8 protein-coding genes are annotated in these 16889 nt (G+C 38.3%); 5 read left to right on the top strand and 3 right to left on the bottom strand.

All coding sequences use genetic code 11. From position 1 onward, the window contains the following. Positions 1–473 precede the first annotated feature (473 nt). The gene (locus J2Y03_RS27925) at positions 474–6269 is read right to left on the bottom strand and encodes a lamin tail domain-containing metallophosphoesterase family protein (protein ID WP_310200424.1); all 5796 of its coding nucleotides are present in this window, start codon (positions 6267–6269) and stop codon (positions 474–476) included. 265 nt (positions 6270–6534) lie between these two features. On the opposite strand from J2Y03_RS27925, the gene J2Y03_RS27920 reads away from it, so the two are divergent. The 5 genes from J2Y03_RS27920 to J2Y03_RS27900 all read left to right on the top strand — a co-directional run bounded on the left by J2Y03_RS27920 (position 6535) and on the right by J2Y03_RS27900 (position 12267). Then, complete coding sequence (locus J2Y03_RS27920; protein ID WP_310200422.1) at positions 6535–7257, top strand: hypothetical protein; 723 nt, start codon at positions 6535–6537, stop codon at positions 7255–7257. Between the two features lie 299 nt (positions 7258–7556). Then, entirely contained in the window at positions 7557–8738 is a 1182-nt protein-coding gene (locus J2Y03_RS27915) for a galactokinase (RefSeq protein WP_310200420.1), read from the top strand. Positions 8739–8740: 2 nt separating this feature from the next. After that, positions 8741–9736, top strand: a complete 996-nt coding sequence (gene galE, locus J2Y03_RS27910) for a UDP-glucose 4-epimerase GalE (RefSeq protein WP_310200418.1) — start codon at positions 8741–8743, stop codon at positions 9734–9736. Positions 9737–9738: 2 nt separating this feature from the next. Next, positions 9739–11217 carry a UDP-glucose--hexose-1-phosphate uridylyltransferase gene (gene galT, locus J2Y03_RS27905; protein ID WP_310200416.1) on the top strand — a complete coding sequence of 493 codons (1479 nt, stop codon included), beginning with the start codon at positions 9739–9741 and terminating at the stop codon, positions 11215–11217. Between the two features lie 12 nt (positions 11218–11229). After that, positions 11230–12267: an aldose epimerase family protein gene (locus J2Y03_RS27900; RefSeq protein WP_310200414.1), complete on the top strand. Its 1038-nt coding sequence runs from the start codon at positions 11230–11232 to the stop codon at positions 12265–12267. A gap of 24 nt (positions 12268–12291) precedes the next feature. On the opposite strand, the gene J2Y03_RS27895 is transcribed toward J2Y03_RS27900, so the two are convergent. Both J2Y03_RS27895 and J2Y03_RS27890 read right to left on the bottom strand, forming a co-directional pair. Next, entirely contained in the window at positions 12292–13473 is a 1182-nt protein-coding gene (locus tag J2Y03_RS27895) for an ROK family transcriptional regulator (protein WP_310200412.1), read from the bottom strand. A gap of 161 nt (positions 13474–13634) precedes the next feature. Continuing rightward, positions 13635–16859 carry a DEAD/DEAH box helicase gene (locus tag J2Y03_RS27890; protein ID WP_396954278.1) on the bottom strand — a complete coding sequence of 1075 codons (3225 nt, stop codon included), beginning with the start codon at positions 16857–16859 and terminating at the stop codon, positions 13635–13637. Between the last annotated feature and the right edge of the window lie 30 nt (positions 16860–16889).

Here is a 16889-nt window from a genome sequence, read left to right as displayed (position 1 = left end):
TGATATAGCTCAATTTGTTACGTTGGCTTAGCTTTTTTAAAAAAGCTAAAAAATTGTTTGTTGACGTTCTTGTTTGTTTAGTTTTCAAAGAACAATTTGTCAATCGCTCAGAAGCGACTTTATCAATATAACATCTTACTTAAATCGTGTCAATTACTTTTTTAAAATATCTTTTCTAAATCGACAACAGAACTTATTTTACTAAATAACATCCATATTGTCAACACTTTTTCTAACCACTCAGGAAGAACAAATTTGTTTTTCAATGTTTCCCGCTGAGATTTACTATATTACTATCATGCATTAAAAAAATCAAGACAAATTATAAATTTACTTTAAAAAAGTTACAACTCTCCATGAGAATGAGATTAAACAATAGCTACCTGGTTTATTAAACATATGAGTTCGCAATAAAAAAGGTACCTCAATTCAATGAGGCACCTTTAACCTGCTTAATACTCTATCTTTATTATTTACCTATTTCTCGTTGACATATATCTTATTCTTACAATTAAAATGGATCCGCCGGCAATTAAGATTAAAAATCCAATAAGCAACAAATTATATGAGTTAGTCGCTGTGTTTGGAAGCCATTTACCTGAATCTTTCGGCTGACTGTTGTTGCTGTTGTTGTTGTTGTTGCCATTACTGGTATCCTGAGGGTTTGATGGCTGCACTCCGCCATTCGTTGGCGGTGTTTCAGAATCTCCTGGCACTGGATTTTCATTATCATTAGAAGGATCTGGTATATTTGGCTGCTCCACTTTTCCTTTTGTAAAGCTCCAAATTTCTGATACAGCTTTTCCTGTATAGGTATCTTCAGCTACAGCGTACCAGGAATACATATTATTTTCTGTGAGGCCTAACCATTCTGTTGCAGCCGTATTTCCACTAGCTACCTGATCCTGCTCCCCAATTTTTGTATCAGTATAAACGTTAACCGCAAAATAATCTGTTGCTACTCGTTTCTCATCTACTGAAAGGTCAAGATTGATAATCATCTCATCTTTACCAGGAAAGTTTTGCGGGTCATAGAAATTATAATCATCTAAATAAGGCGAATAGGTATTAACGATAATTCGATTGTTATCTTGATCGAAATGAAGTAATTTCATATACCCTTGTCCGCCTTCAGGCCCACCCTGATAGTCTCCAAGCATTTGATAGACTTCGCGGTCTGTAGTACCATCTCCATTATCATCAATTGGATCAATTAATGTCTCAGAATCATGGTAATGACCACTAAGTACTGCAATAACGTTTTCATTTGCTAAAACAACCTCATTATATATTTTATTTCCTAATGGGCTGCGATTTCCTGAAACTAATAGGTATTCATGGAAGTTTAAGATCGCTTTTCGATTCGGATACTGCTTTAAGACATCATCCATCCATTTTAAATCTTCATCCTGTATACCCCATCCCATGTACAACATAATAAAATCATTGCCATTTGAGGAAATTAGGTCATAGTGCCCGCGGTTATTTTTGTATGAACCGCCATAATGCTGTTTATCCTTAAACCGGTCCTCTCCAAACCATTTAGAGAATTGCGTATAATCATTTGTTTTATGATTGACATCGTGATTTCCCGCTAAGACACCATAAGGAACATGATTATATTCTAATACTTTCATATACTCATCTGCATAGTTCCATTGATATTCCTGGTCTGCTTCGTCAACGACATCGCCAGTATGGAAAACATATTTAATTTTAAGTTTATCCTTATTCTCAGCAATCCAATTAGTTTGTCTTTCAAAAATGTATGGATAGCTTTCAGAATAGTATTGAGTATCTGACATCCAAACAAAAGTATAATCGTATTCATCCGGTGTTTGCGGAATTTCATCTTGAATTAATACATTGATTTTCCCATCATTTACATACTCATTCACTTCTACATTTGCTTTTAGTTCAAAGTCCTCTGTACCAGCAATCTTGTAAGTAACTAATAACCATTTAGCTTGCAGGTGATTCCATGCATACATAGACACTTTTCTGCCCTCTAAAGACTTTCCGTTCCAAACTAATTCCACAATATCACTTTCATCAATGGATGGATCAACTGACACATCAAATCGATGATAAGGAAATTGGTCGCTTGAATCGATGGTTAAATAGTTTTGGTCTCTTGCAGATACTAATGAAATGTCCTCTGCAGCGAACGCCTTTTCTCCTTCAGGAATCATCGTTCGCGGCGGTTCCATATCAGTTGTATTTTGATACGCTTTAACATCATTAATATTACTTGCATCGTATTTGAACCCTTTGAAGAAAGTCACCTTTATTTCATCGTTAGTAGGATCTGTCACCTTTACCTTTAAAGTCGGGTCACCATCTACTGGAGTATCACTGCCATCATTTGGTGATACAAGTTCAGGCTTGTTTGGATTCTCATTTACTACAGAAAAATTGATCGTTAATTCTGCTAGGTTCCCCACCTTATCCGAAGCGTTCACAGTAAGCTTATGATTTCCAGGGAGAAGCTTCGATGAAGATGTTTCTATAGGAGCTTCGATTTCTTTATCATCTAACATGATTTTCTTTACATCGACACCTGCAATTTCATCGGTAACATCCACATTGATGGTAAATATTCCTTTATATTCTTTTCCTTCAATTAAATTGCTAGCGATAACTGGTACCGTATTATCTACTAAAATGGTCTTACTCACTTCTTCATCAGTATCCTGCGTTTTCACCACATGTTCTCCATCTGAAACAGCAGTTGTATCCCATTTGTATGTCATGGAAGGGGCATACTCTTGACCAATCGTAAACTTGAAATCTTCAAATGGCCGGTAGACTCCATCATCACCCATATCATAAACTTTAGCTGGATCATTGTGGGTTGGATCAATTAATACAGTTCCATTCGGTAAAACAAGCCGGGCATTGCGAACATTATAATCATCACGGTTTTCTTCCGATTCTTCCAATTGAAATGGCGAGGCTTTGTTTCCTGCTCGAATTGTAATGGTATTTTCTCCAACTTGGAGACGATCCGCATCAATAGGGATTGTGATTGTATCCCAATCATTAATACCGTCATCAAAAATCTTTAGTATCTCGTCACCCATTGTGACCCCATTTTGGAAGAATGTATTTACACCATTGACTTCAAAAGCAAAGTAAGCTGTATGTTCTATTGATTTGTATGTGTTTTCTTTCAACTCTGTACCATCAATAAAAAGCTTCACCTGATCTGGGGAGTCTGTTTCTGATGTCCCTTTTAGGATTTTTTCTCCATTAACAATGTCTCCATCCTTTACATTTAACCGAAGACTAGAGTTGTCCAAATCACTTGTAACGATGATTTTATAAGTATTGCTAGTCACTACATTAGTGCCATCTGACACAACAAAGTAATACTCAACATATTCCTTCCCAATAATATCAGGAGAATAAATGGTATGATGGTACATCATATCATCAAAATTTTCTGCAAGAATCGCCTCATTGTAATTTGTTTCCGTATTTGTACGATAAAACAAGCGTACTGATTTTACTTCATTGTTATCAGCTGCATCGGCAGAGATTTGAATATTTTCTTTTTGATTAATTTCCGTTGCGGCTGTCATATTTTCAATAGTCGGAGCAATCGTATCCTCTTCAATATGAACAGGTTTTACCGGAACTTGGAATGCCTCAACTTTTCCTGGAGTAGCATTATTTAAACCTGGATTTACTTTAATCATTTTAGTAGACCCATCGACAGGATATTTGTAAAGAATCCCTTTATTCGCATTTGTATCGTCTACATTTGCTTCATCAAAGTAGTAGGAAACAGCGATTTCTTTTTTAGCATTTGTAGCTAATACAAGTCCGCGCATACTGCCATTCGCCATTCCAGCACTATTAATTCTTACAATATCTTTATCCTCTATTAAACTTGTGCCGTAGTTTGCATTGAAATCAGCCACGGTGCTTTGATTATTCTGACCATTGATAATCCAAAATACTAGTGTGCCTTTAGAAGGAATAACAACATCATCTGGGATAGACGGCCAAATGACGTCGGTAGCCGGGTCCTCACCGTATCGGTACTGAATCTTATAATCTTTAAAATTCATATCTTTATCACTATTGTTATAGATTTCAATAAACTCATATCCATCAGCAGACCCTACATTGGTTGAGTCTGGGACTACCTCTGTGACAAGAAATTGAGGAATTTTATTAAAATCAACATCTGGTTGGTTCACATTAATACTATATTCCTCTGTTTTTTCGCTATTTACACCATCCGTTGCCTCAATGTAGTAAGTAATATCACTTTCTACATATGAACTAGGAATATCTGCCGTATAGCTTCCTGCATCAGCAGCATTTGCACTCATTGCTAGGGAAGTGAAATTCTCTTCTCCAGCTTTCTTATAATAAAGTGTTGCAAATGGCACAGCGATATTATCTGTTATTGCCGCTACGATTGTTATGGCAGTAAAAGCATCAATTTCTGTTACCGGTGTGTGAGTAATGACCGGTGCTTCTTCGTCCTTTGGAGTTTCATTTAAATCAATTGGGTTTGTTGGAACTTGAAGCCGCTCAATGTTTCCAGGTGTTGGTGATGTTTTTACTTTATACTTTTCCATTTCCGTTCCTGTGGAAGGAAATCTGTATTCAATTACCGCACCATTATTATCATTTTCTTCACCTAGGTAACTTGCGGATACAATTTCTAACCCCGCATGATCCTTAATAATAAGAGCGCGGTTGCCGCCATTTGCGAAACCTGGAAAAACATCTTTAAATTCTACTATTTTGTCACCTGTTAAACCTAAGCCATAATTGTTATTAAAATCAGCCAATGTAAGGTTGCCATTATTAAACCAAAACACTTTTGTTTCTTGCGGTTCTAACGTTACAGGTTCAATTTGGAATACTTTATCAGGCTGAGTGCCGTCTGTATAACGGTAGACAAAGGAATAGTTTGTTAAGGTCATCGGTTGGTTTGTGTTATTGTACAGCTCAAAGTATTCGTAAAAATCGGTCCCTCCCCCTTTAGAGTTCGGGGATAGTTCCGTGATTAACAATGGAAGATCACTGAATGTTTCAGCTGGTACTTGAGGAGAAATGGTATACTCTTCTGTTTTTTTACTGTTTACACCATCAGTTGCTTCAATATAATAAATTAAATTTCTTGTTACGCTAATGCCCGGAATTTCAGCACTATACGTTGACGGTGTTTCAGCATTTGCACGCATTAAAACGGATGTAAAGCTTTCCGCACCTTCTTCCTTAAAATAAAGTGTCGCATAAGGGACCGCCTTGTCATCAGTAATTGTGGCTTCTATTTTTATAGGAGTAGAAGCCTGACTTTCTGTTATAGGACTATGTACAATTTCCGGAGCTGTCGTGTCTGCAGGTGTGGCTTCTAATACTACCGGTGCAGCTGGAACTTGAGCCGCTTCAATGATACCTGGTGTAGGTACTGCTAGAACAGCAAACTTGTCCATTTCAATCCCTGTTGAGGGATATTTGTATTGGACGACTAAACCAGCATTATCTGTCTCATTTGGCAGGTAGCCCGCAAATATTACTTCATTCCCTTGTTGATCGGTCAGCCCTACTGCCCGGTTACCTCCATTAGAAAACCCAGGGAACACATCCTTATACTCTACTACTTGGTCGCTGGTTAATTGACTTCCAAAATGATTGTTATAGTCCGCTAACGTAAGTCCGCTTTTATTAAACCAAAAGACTTTTGTTTCTTGCGGTTCTAAAGTTACAGGCGCAATTTGGAATTCTTTATCCGACAGAGTGCCATCCGTGTAACGGTAAATAAAGGAGTAATTTGTTAATGCCATAGGTTGATTCGTATTATTGTATAACTCAAAATACTCATAGTTATCTGCTCCAGATGTATCTGGGGAAATTTCAGTTATCAAAAGAGGCGGCAGACTATTATAATCTTCATCTACTATTTCAGCTTGATTCAGTTCCTCTCCTGGTGTAGTTGGTTGAGAAACCTGGTTTAAAGTTTGAGATTCATCTTCTACTGCTTCATTCGTCTTATCTGGTTCAACGATTTCATTATCGTTTGTGAGTTGCTCTTGGTCTGTTGTAGATTCAGGAATAATTACTTCACTTTCTGGTTGTGTTACTGGCACATCCGAGCCTGTTATTTCAGTAGTAATGTTCTGCTCATTTGCAACAGCTAACATTGTGCTGGTTGGAAAGGTCAAACTTATGTTTGAAAGAAGTATAGACATTATACAAACATTAGCTACCAGTTTTTTTGCCTTTTTCCCTCTCGTTTGTTTCATCATGTTTGCCCCCTACAATCGCCATTTTTTAAACTCATGACTATTTTAAAGGTGAATTGTTAGAAAGATTTAAACTCACTGTAAATTTTATGTAATATTATACTAATTTTGTGAATTTTTTAAAAATTATTATGATTATTTTACATTAAATTTATTCTCCATTAACAAACAACCACTAAACTTATGGTCAGATGAAGATTTACCCTTTCACCTACAGTCCAAAACAGCGAAAAGTTCAATCTAATAAACTGGAGGAACACTATTTATGCACCCAAATAAAAACTTGTTTTTCAAGTTTGTCCTTATTTTGTTAACTATTTCTATCTTCCATTCACAAAAAGCCCAGGCACATTCCGGATCTGCAGGCTACTCTGAGGTTAAAATAGAGGGAAATCAAGTAAACTATGAATTATTTTTACTAGGGGATCTTCTGGGCGGATTGCTAAACATCGATAAGAATCAAGATGGTCATATGAAAGAAAATGAAATTTCCCAATCAAAGTCGGAAGTTGAACAATTTGTGTTTAAAAACCTTTCCGTAATAAATAATGGAATCAAAGGAGAAGGAACAGTAAAAGATATCCAACTCACTAATCGAGGGAATTACACCATGTTCCATATCTCAATAGAATATTCATATAATCAGGCAATTGAAGAGTATGAGATTGATTACAATCTTTTCTTTAACAGCGTAGATAAGGAACATCAAAATTTTATGACGATTTCTTATAATGATAGGGTTATTGAACATGTTTTCACTCAGGATAACATCGTTTTTCAAGGACATACCCAATCAGAAATGGGACAAGCAATTTTAGATACAGGAGTAACAGAATCAGTAAACGAAAATTCAAAAGTAGAAGGAAGTCAATCTGAAGATGAAACCCTAGGGTTTAAGGAATATTTTGTGATGGTCATGAAACATATTTGGGTAGTTTTAATTCTTCTGGTGTTCCCACTAATTTGGTACCTTAGAAAATATAAATAGAACACACAAATGCAGAAGCAACAACTTTCAAATTTAAAAAAACTAAGGGACTCTTAACATTCGGAGACCCTTTAGCTATTTATAGAAATAAAGTTTTTACAATCTTGCTTTTTTCTAATACTTGTTCAAGCAGTAGATTACTTTTCAATTTGAATATTAATTGATTTAAAATTTTTATATTTTTATTGCTTCTCCCAAGGAATCGAAGTAAACTTACAGTAACTTAATTAAATTAATTAATTAAGTATAAACCGCAAATTAACCTATAAAATATATTTTTCATTTATTTAGGAGGCATTATGTATACTACACTCAATTTAACAAGCGAATTTCAAACCATTTTTGAAACGTCTGTAACTCCAAGAACTTTTTTTGCCCCTGGCAGGATCAATTTAATTGGTGAACATACGGATTATAACGGCGGCCATGTCTTCCCTGCCGCTATCTCCTACGGAACCTACGCACTTGCAAGAAAACGAGACGATCAAACCTTACGTTTCTACAGCATGAATTTTCCTGAAATCGGGATCATCGAATGCCATTTGTCAGATTTAGCTTATAATGATGCTGATAATTGGGCGAAATACCCAAAGGGAATGTTTCTCTATATAAAAGAAGCAGGGTTTGAAATTCAACAAGGTGCAGATATTTTGTACTATGGGAATATCCCAAATGGTGCTGGTCTCTCCTCTTCCGCATCGATTGAACTGGCAACAGGTGTTTTATTAAATGGACTTTTTGGTTTTAATCTAGAACGTATTCCTATGATTCAGATTGGACAAAAGGTTGAAAATGAGTACATCGGTGTAAACAGCGGGATTATGGACCAATTTGCGATTGGTATGGGAAAAAAGGATCATGCCCTTCTGCTAAACTGTCAAACTTTAGAATACAAGTATGCTCCAATCGTATTAGACAATCACGTGATTATCATTATGAATACAAATAAGCAACGTACCTTAGCCGGTTCTAAGTACAATGAACGACGTTCCCAATGTGAACAAGCGCTTAGCGATTTACAGCAGAAACTCTCAATCACTAGTTTAGGAGAATTATCTCCAACAGAATTTGAAGATAACAAGCATATAATCAGCGATGTAATCAATCAAAAACGCGCGAAGCATGCAGTATACGAAAATGCCAGGACCTTAGATGCATTAGAAAAACTTCAACAAGGTGACCTTAACGGGTTTGGCAAATTAATGAATGAATCTCATCTATCTTTAAGGGATGATTATGAAGTAACCGGTCTTGAGCTTGATACCCTTGTTCAGGCTGCTTGGGAACATGAGGGTGTTATCGGTGCACGTATGACGGGTGCCGGATTTGGCGGATGTGCAATTGCAGTTGTTGAAAAGGATCAAGTAGATAGTTTTAAGAAAAATATTAACGCCATCTATCGCGAAAAAGTTGGCTATGAGGCAACTTTCTACACAGCAGCGATTGGTGATGGAGCAAAAGAAATTTCAGAGGAGTGTTAACTATGAGTGTATTGGTTTTAGGGGGAGCAGGTTATATTGGTTCGCATGCAGTCTATCAATTAATTGACCAGGGAGAAAATGTCGTAATTATCGATAATCTCGAAACGGGTCACAGAGGTGCAGTCCACCCAAAGGTCGCTTTTTATGAAGGGGATATGCGTAATATCGATTTCCTTCGCTCTGTATTTCAAAAGGAAGCCATTGATGCCGTTATTCATTTTGGTGCCAATTCACTTGTCGGTGAATCCATGGAAAATCCTCTTAAATACTTTGATAACAATGTGTACGGAACACAGGTTTTACTCAAAGCCATGGTGGAATTTGATATCAAAAAGATCGTTTTCTCTTCGTCAGCGGCAACCTATGGTGAACCCGAATCTGTCCCGATAACAGAAACAATGATAACAAACCCAACCAGTACATACGGGGAAACAAAGCTTACAATGGAAAAATTAATCAAGTGGACCGAGCAGGCTCACGGAATTAAATATGTTTCTCTGCGTTATTTTAATGTGGCTGGAGCGAGAGAAACAGGAGAAATCGGCGAAGATCACCGTCCTGAAACACATCTAATCCCAATTATTCTACAAACCGCCCTAGGACAGCGTCCACATATTATGATTTTTGGTGAAGATTATGATACACCTGATGGAACCTGTATTCGTGATTATGTTCATGTTGAAGATCTTATTAATGCTCATCTGCTGGCACTAAGCTATTTAAACGAAGGCAATAACAGTGATGTTTTCAACCTTGGAAGCAATCAAGGTTTCTCCGTAAAAGAAATGATTGATACTGCAAGAGCGGTAACAGGCAAGGAAATTCCTGCTAAAATTGGCGAACGAAGAGCCGGTGATCCAAGTATATTAATTGCTTCGTCTGATAAGGCAAAACAAAAACTAGGCTGGAATCCAACTCGTACTTCCATTACGAAGATTATCGAGGACGCTTGGAATTGGCATTCCGCTCATCCAGAAGGATATGGAAAGGAGGAGTGAAGATGATTTACCAACTGATAACAGGTCTTATTCAAAAAGCGCTGGAAGTGGAATTAATTGAAGCTGCAGATCAGATTTATGTTCGGAATCAGGTAATGAGCTTGCTAGAGCTGGAAACTTTTCCTGATGAGGAAGTGGAACCCTACGAAGATTCAATCCCTAACCTCGTGGAAAAAATGATTCTCTATGCTGTCCGACACGAGGTTATCGAGGATGTATTTGATGATAAGGAAATCCTCGCAGCCAATATTATGAACTGCTTTGTTCCAAGACCTTCTGTTGTGAATGCTGTATTTAACCAAAAGTATCAGGACTCACCTGAAGCAGCAACGGATTATTTTTATAACTTAAGTAAAAACAATAATTACATTCAAATAAATCGGATTGCTAAAAATATCTCTTATAAGGTAGAAACAGCTTACGGTGTAATGGATATTACCATTAATCTATCCAAACCGGAAAAAGATCCAGAGCAAATTAAGCGTGAACGCGAAATGAAACAAACTGTCAATTATCCTAAATGCCTGTTATGTAAAGAAAACGAAGGCTACTCAGGACGAACTGGTCATCCTGCACGTGCCAATCATAGGATTATCCATGTCCCACTCTCAGGTCAAAACTGGTTTTTTCAGTACTCCCCATATGTTTACTATAACGAGCACTGCATTGTTTTTTCTGAAGAACATCGTAATATGAAGATTGATAGAAGTGCGTTTGAGAGATTACTGGAATTTGCAGATAAATTCCCTCACTACTTTATTGGCTCAAATGCTGATTTGCCTATTGTTGGCGGTTCTATTTTAAGTCATGACCACTATCAGGGTGGCTGCTATGAATTCGGCATGACTCGGGCTGAGGATTTATTTACCTTTGAGTTAAAGTCATACCCAGAAATCAAGGCGTCTGTTTTAAACTGGCCAATGTCTGTAATTCGATTACGTGGTACAAAGAAAGCCTCCCTTCTTGAGGCCGGAGATAAAATTTTACAAACCTGGAAGGGCTATTCTGATGAACTGGCAGATGTTTTCGCGTTTACTGGAGAAACACCGCATAACACGATCACACCAATTGCCAGAAAGCGGGATGGCTGTTTTGAACTGGACCTTGTTCTTCGGAATAATCGGACAACGGATGAACACCCGCTTGGAATTTTTCATCCTCATGCAGACGTACATCACATCAAAAAGGAAAACATCGGGCTAATTGAAGTTATGGGGCTTGCCGTTCTGCCGCCAAGACTATTGGATGAACTTGCAGAAATTAAGAAATTTTTATTAGGTGTATCCAGCCATGTTGAAGCGTATCATCAGGAATGGGCAGACCAAATACAGGCAGAATATGGGACACTTTCTGATTCCGAGCAGGCAGAGGTAATATTACGAGAAGAATTAGGAAAGAAATTTGTAAAGGTATTGCAGGATGCCGGGGTATTAAAGGAACGGGGAGCCTTTGAACGTTTTATTAACAAACTAAATAAATAGGTGGACAGTACAATGAATATAGAAAAAAAACAGATTCACGAAAAATGGACGGAATACACATTATCAAATGACCTCGGCATGAGTGTTAGTATACTAGACTTTGGAGGAATTATTACCAAAGTCATGGTTCCAGATCGAGATGGAAACATTGAAGATGTTGTCCTTGGTTATAGTAATTATCAAGATTATGAATCGAATCCTAATTATTTTGGTGCCCTAATTGGACGAGTTGCAGGCAGGATCCAAGGTGCCTCCTTTAAATTAAATGATAAGACATATACATTAGCGGCAAATAATGGGGATAACCATCTGCATGGCGGGCCTAGTGGGTTCCATCAAATTGTTTGGGAGGCAAGCACCTTTCAATCTGATGAAGAAGTTGGATTAACACTTACCCATAAAAGTGCTGATATGGACGGTGGATATCCTGGAAACGTTGAGATAAAGGTTACTTATACCTTAAATAACCACAATCAACTCATCCTTGATTATGCAGCAAAGAGTGATCAGACTACACCACTTACCCTGACAAACCATGCTTACTTTAATTTAAGCGGTAATTTAAAAACCACTGTTCAAGACCACCAAGTGACAATTGATAGCAGCAAGTTTGTTGAGCTGGACTCAAACCTTATTCCTACTGGAAAACTGCTAGATGTTGATGGAACAACCTTTGATTATCGTGGTGGCCGTGTTCTTGGTGAAGGATTTAACAATGACTTTGTCCAAAATAAAATCGCTGACAGCGGGTATGACCATTATTTTATTTTTGACAACACCCAGGAAAATCAGGCACTCCTTCTAGACCCGGACAGTGGCCGGGTAATGCTCGTAAAGACAAATGAACCTGGAATGGTGATGTATTCGTCAAATGGTTTGGAGGAAGGGCTGCAATTAGCAAAAGGCTCTTCTCGCAAATACCTTGGTGTCTGCTTTGAAACTCAAAGCTCACCAGCCTCCTTACATCACAAAGGATTTCCATCGGTGATTCTAAAGGCAGGAGAAGATTATCGTAAACAAACGGTATTTGCCTTTCAAGTGGAGGATTAAAAAATAGGCTATCCCCAAAAGGGATCAGCCTATTTCTTTTATAGGATTGAATAACTCTACCAACAGCAGGGACACTGCACCTAACAAGGTGGCATCTTCACCAAGGTGCGTAACAATTACCTCGGTCTTTCTCGCCTCCGTAGTCAAGACTCTTTGCTGAATGGTTTCAAGAATGGCTGGCATAATAAATTCCTCACTCTTCATTACCCCGCCACCTAAAACAATTTTTTGCGGGTTTAGTAAGTGAATTAAGTTTGTCAATCCGATTCCGATTACCTTACCGGTTTCATGAAGTACATCCATGTATAATGGATTTCCCTTTTGTGCGTATTCAAATACTTCTTTTCCTGTTAGGGCGACTTTGCTTTGATTTATCTGTTTTCCTGCCCTTTCAGCAATAGCCGCTCCACTTACGAAGGTTTGCAAACAACCGCGATTTCCACAATCACAAATTGTACCGTTCATATCAATCGTCATATGACCGAATTCTCCGGCAATCCCTTGTGCACCATGATATAATTTTCCGTTCATCACAACACCGGCACCAACACCACGGCCAATATTTACGGCAACCATACTCTCTGCTTCTCCATGCCCGCCAAACCATGATTCGCCCAGCGCCATCGCCCGGGCATCATTTTCAACCTTTATTGTTATGTTAAACTCTTCCTCCAGCACGTCTTTAATTGGAATATTTCTTAAGTTTAAAATAGGTGCAACCAGGGAGGTTCCGGTTTCAATGTCAACGACTCCGTGCATCGCAATGCCGATGCCAATAATTTGGTCATGACTGATTTCAGTTGATTTTAATATGGTATATATATTCTCTTTTAAAATCGAAAGAAACCGTTCATTCGTTATTGGTTTGTTAATAGGGCTAACGGTCCGCTGCAAAATTTCACCCGATAAATCCGATAGAACACCTTTGATCGTTTCAGGCCCGGCATCAATACCAATTACATAAAATGAGCTATGATTGATATGCAACATCGTTGGCTTTCGCCCGCCGCTTGAATGCCCTAGTGTACTTTCTCTTACTAGCCTCTGTTCGATCAGTTCCTTTACAATCGTGCTGACGGTCGGGGGAGTAAGGCTCGTTTCTTTGGCAATTTGTGCCCTGGATATTGGTTCTGAGGTACGAATTTTATTTAAAATGATTGATCTATTAACGGATTTCATTAATTGAAAGGTGCCACGCTGCTGCATAAAAAAATCCTCCATATAAACAGTCTCATATTGTATAGCATAACATAATTAGTTAATTTAATTAATATAGTTGGTTCTAATAAAAAGGACTTGGTACACGAAGAATAGACTGCCTAACTTTAATGTTTGGCAGCCTATTTATAGAGTAGCGTTTAAGTTACTTAAATCATCAAGATCTCCCGAATATCCTCCTCCGTTAAAGAAGAATTCCTTTTCTCGCTCGGATCAATAATTTCTTCTATTAATTCTCTTTTTCTCTCTTGCAGTTCATTCATTTTTTCCTCAATTGTACCGCGCGTAACCAATTTAATGACCTGCACAATATTGGTTTGACCCATTCGGTGCGCTCTATCCGCTGCTTGTTCTTCAACTGCCGGGTTCCACCATAAGTCATAAAGGATAACTGTGTCTGCACCTGTTAGATTGAGTCCTGTTCCGCCTGCTTTCAAGGATATAAGGAAAAGGTTACGTTCTCCCGCATTAAATCGATTTGTCAGTCCTAACCGTTCTTCTGATGGGGTTTGTCCATCAAGATAGAAAAATGGTATACCTTGAACAGCCATTTCCCTTCCGATCAGCTCCAGCATTTTCGTAAACTGCGAAAAAATCAAAACCCTTCTGCCAGCTTGCTTTGATTCCTCTAAAATCTGCAGCAGCTGTTCGAATTTTGCAGAACTGCCCTTATAGCCATCAACAAACAAAGACGGGTGACAGCAGATTTGTCGCAACCTTGTTAAACCAGCAAGGATTCTAATTTTATTTTTTCGAAGCGTGTCTTTATCCAGATGTTTTAGTGTGTCATGCCGTAGTTTTGCTAAATAGGCAGCATAGAGCTTCTTCTGATCCGGCAGTAACTCCACTAAATCAATCGATTCAATTTTTTCCGGGAGTTCTTTAAGCACATCTTCCTTCAACCTTCGAAGTAAAAATGGACGGATCCTCCTAGCAATCTTCTTTCTTGATAAATGACTGTATTCCTTTAGCCCTTGAAATAGTTCCGGAAATATAACATGAAAAATGGACCACAGCTCTTCCAACGAATTCTCCACTGGTGTTCCAGTAAGAGCAAAGCGGTGATCAGCCTGGATTCTCTTCACCGTTCTTGCCGTTTGTGTAATAGGGTTTTTAAATGCCTGCGCTTCGTCAAAAAATACGGTGTGATAGGATTGTTTCTCGAACCACTCAATATCCTTTCGCAGCAAAGGATAGGAGGTGATGACAACATCTGACTCAACCTCTTTTTTCTGTTTAGCCTTCCGCTCCAATTTATCGCCATCGACAATGACAGCTCGTAAACCTGGAGCAAATTTCTTCATTTCACTAAGCCAGTTATAGGTCAATGAGGATGGACAGACAATCAGAATCGGAAGCTTTCTTTTCCGAATGATTGGCAGTTCCGAGAGAACAAAGGTAATACTTTGCAGTGTTTTTCCGAGTCCCATATCATCCGCAAGAATTCCTCCAAATCCATAACTAGCAAGTGTTTTCATCCATTTGTAACCTTCAACTTGGTAGTCTCTCAAAATCGGCGCTACCAATTCAGGGACCTCAAACTCCATGCTGCTCGGATTTCGGATTGTTTCTAAAAACTGACGAAACGACTCCTCTAAGGTAAACGTTTCATTGTCTTCAACAGCGTCAATCAGCTTCATCCCACGAACAATTGGCATGTTCAAACCCGCTTCCAGATCCTCAGCCTGAACAGGAACTGCCTGTAGAAAACGATTGATTTCTTCAAATTCTCTAGTTTCCAATGAGAGCAGGGTACCGTTCCGCAGTCGATAATATTTGCGTTTTACCTCGAGCGCTGCCAAAACTTCTTTTATCTGTTTCTCAGGGATCCCATCCATTTCAAATTTAAATTCGAGCCAATTGGTCCGTTCTTTTTTTACCTTTACCCTAATCTTTGGAATTGTATTTTCTCTAAAAATCCTGTTTCTTACAGCCGTGGTTGCATAAATTTGGACGAGCTTTTGCAGTTTTGGAACTGTATGATACAAAAATTCATACTCCAACTCCTCGTTATGTAAAAAATAACCACTGTCCGTATTGGCAAATGAGCCTTCCTCCATCAGTTCCAGGATTTGATTTTCTTTTTCCAAATCCCTTATTAGAATGGGACCTTTCTGGTGTTCCCGAGGATTATCCAATGGGTTTATCACAATATTTTCGTAATGAAACTCCAAACCAGCTAACAAGCGATTTTTCACACGATCCAAGTAAAGCTTGGCCATTAAAGGTGTTCTCTTATAACGGTCAGTTAGATTTTGAGGCAGTTCCACCTCGCCAAGTTTTTTTAAACCTGGGACCACTTTCTCTAGAAAATAATCAATTTGGTCCTGTGGTATCTCGATTTGATTTGTTTTTGAATCCTCTAACATATGTTTAAGGTCTGCCAATCGTTTGCAGTCCGTTTCTTCCAATCTAATGAACTTGCCCTTATATAGAACAAAGTGATAGGCCTCTAATACAATCAGCTGGTTTAACCCTTTAATCCTCAGATGAAACCCTTTGTTCTCCGAAGTCGCAAAGACAAAACTTAGTGGCAGCATTTTTTCATTAAGGACTAGACCTTCAAACGATTCCCCTTTATATTCAACTCTTACTGATGGTGCTTTTACCAACAATGGCAGCAACTGCTCCCACGAGGTTGGCGGTATTAGCAGCTGGTCAGAAGTGAATGTATTTTCTAGGGTGTCTGATATGGCACTAAAATAAGCTTTTTCATCTTGCAGTACTAGGCTGAGGAGCTGAATCACATCGTCTGTTTCTTTTAGGAAGCAATGCTCGTTTGGGTTGAAGGTGAATGAGTCAACAAGAATGCTAGAATTTCCTTCTTTAATCCCAACAAGGAAATCTCGGATATTATTTACTTTTACATGGTCAATCTCCATTTGAATTCCAAGTAGTTCGATGCCTTTTCGAATTTCCACTGGTTTACACAAAAACTCTACTCCCAGTACTTGTCTATTCTCAAAATGAAGCTGATGACCACTTGAACGTTTAGGCTGATCGGTAAAAATCGTTAGCAGTCCTTTTGTCAATTCTTGTTTGGTGGTTGAATCAATTTGCCTCCCATTCGCCACGATTGGGGTTGTTCCTTGCTGTTGATGTTCATAAAGCGCCAATAATACAGCAGCGATATGCTGACATTCCGTTTTAACAGAGTCAAGTTTTGGACAGCTGCATGCCGTCCGAAGGGTACCTCTTTCATCTGTGCTGATTGTGACATAAAAATCTTCCGTTCCCTTAACCGTTGCCTCACAACGAATGAGGCTATAATAATCAAAAGAAACCTTTCCCGCTCTATAAAAAGAATCCCCTCGTTTAAAGGAGACCGTTCCGCACATTTCTTTTATCTGTTTATGAGTGAAAGTAGTATTCAAATGCTGCGCTCCTCTCCAAGGGGTATATTA

Source organism: Neobacillus niacini (assembly GCF_031457145.1).
In the GTDB taxonomy this organism is placed as follows: Bacteria; Bacillota; Bacilli; order Bacillales; family Cytobacillaceae; genus Neobacillus; species Neobacillus niacini_J.
Note: the sequence above shows the minus strand (reverse complement) of the source record. Positions and strands in the feature narration are given on the sequence as shown.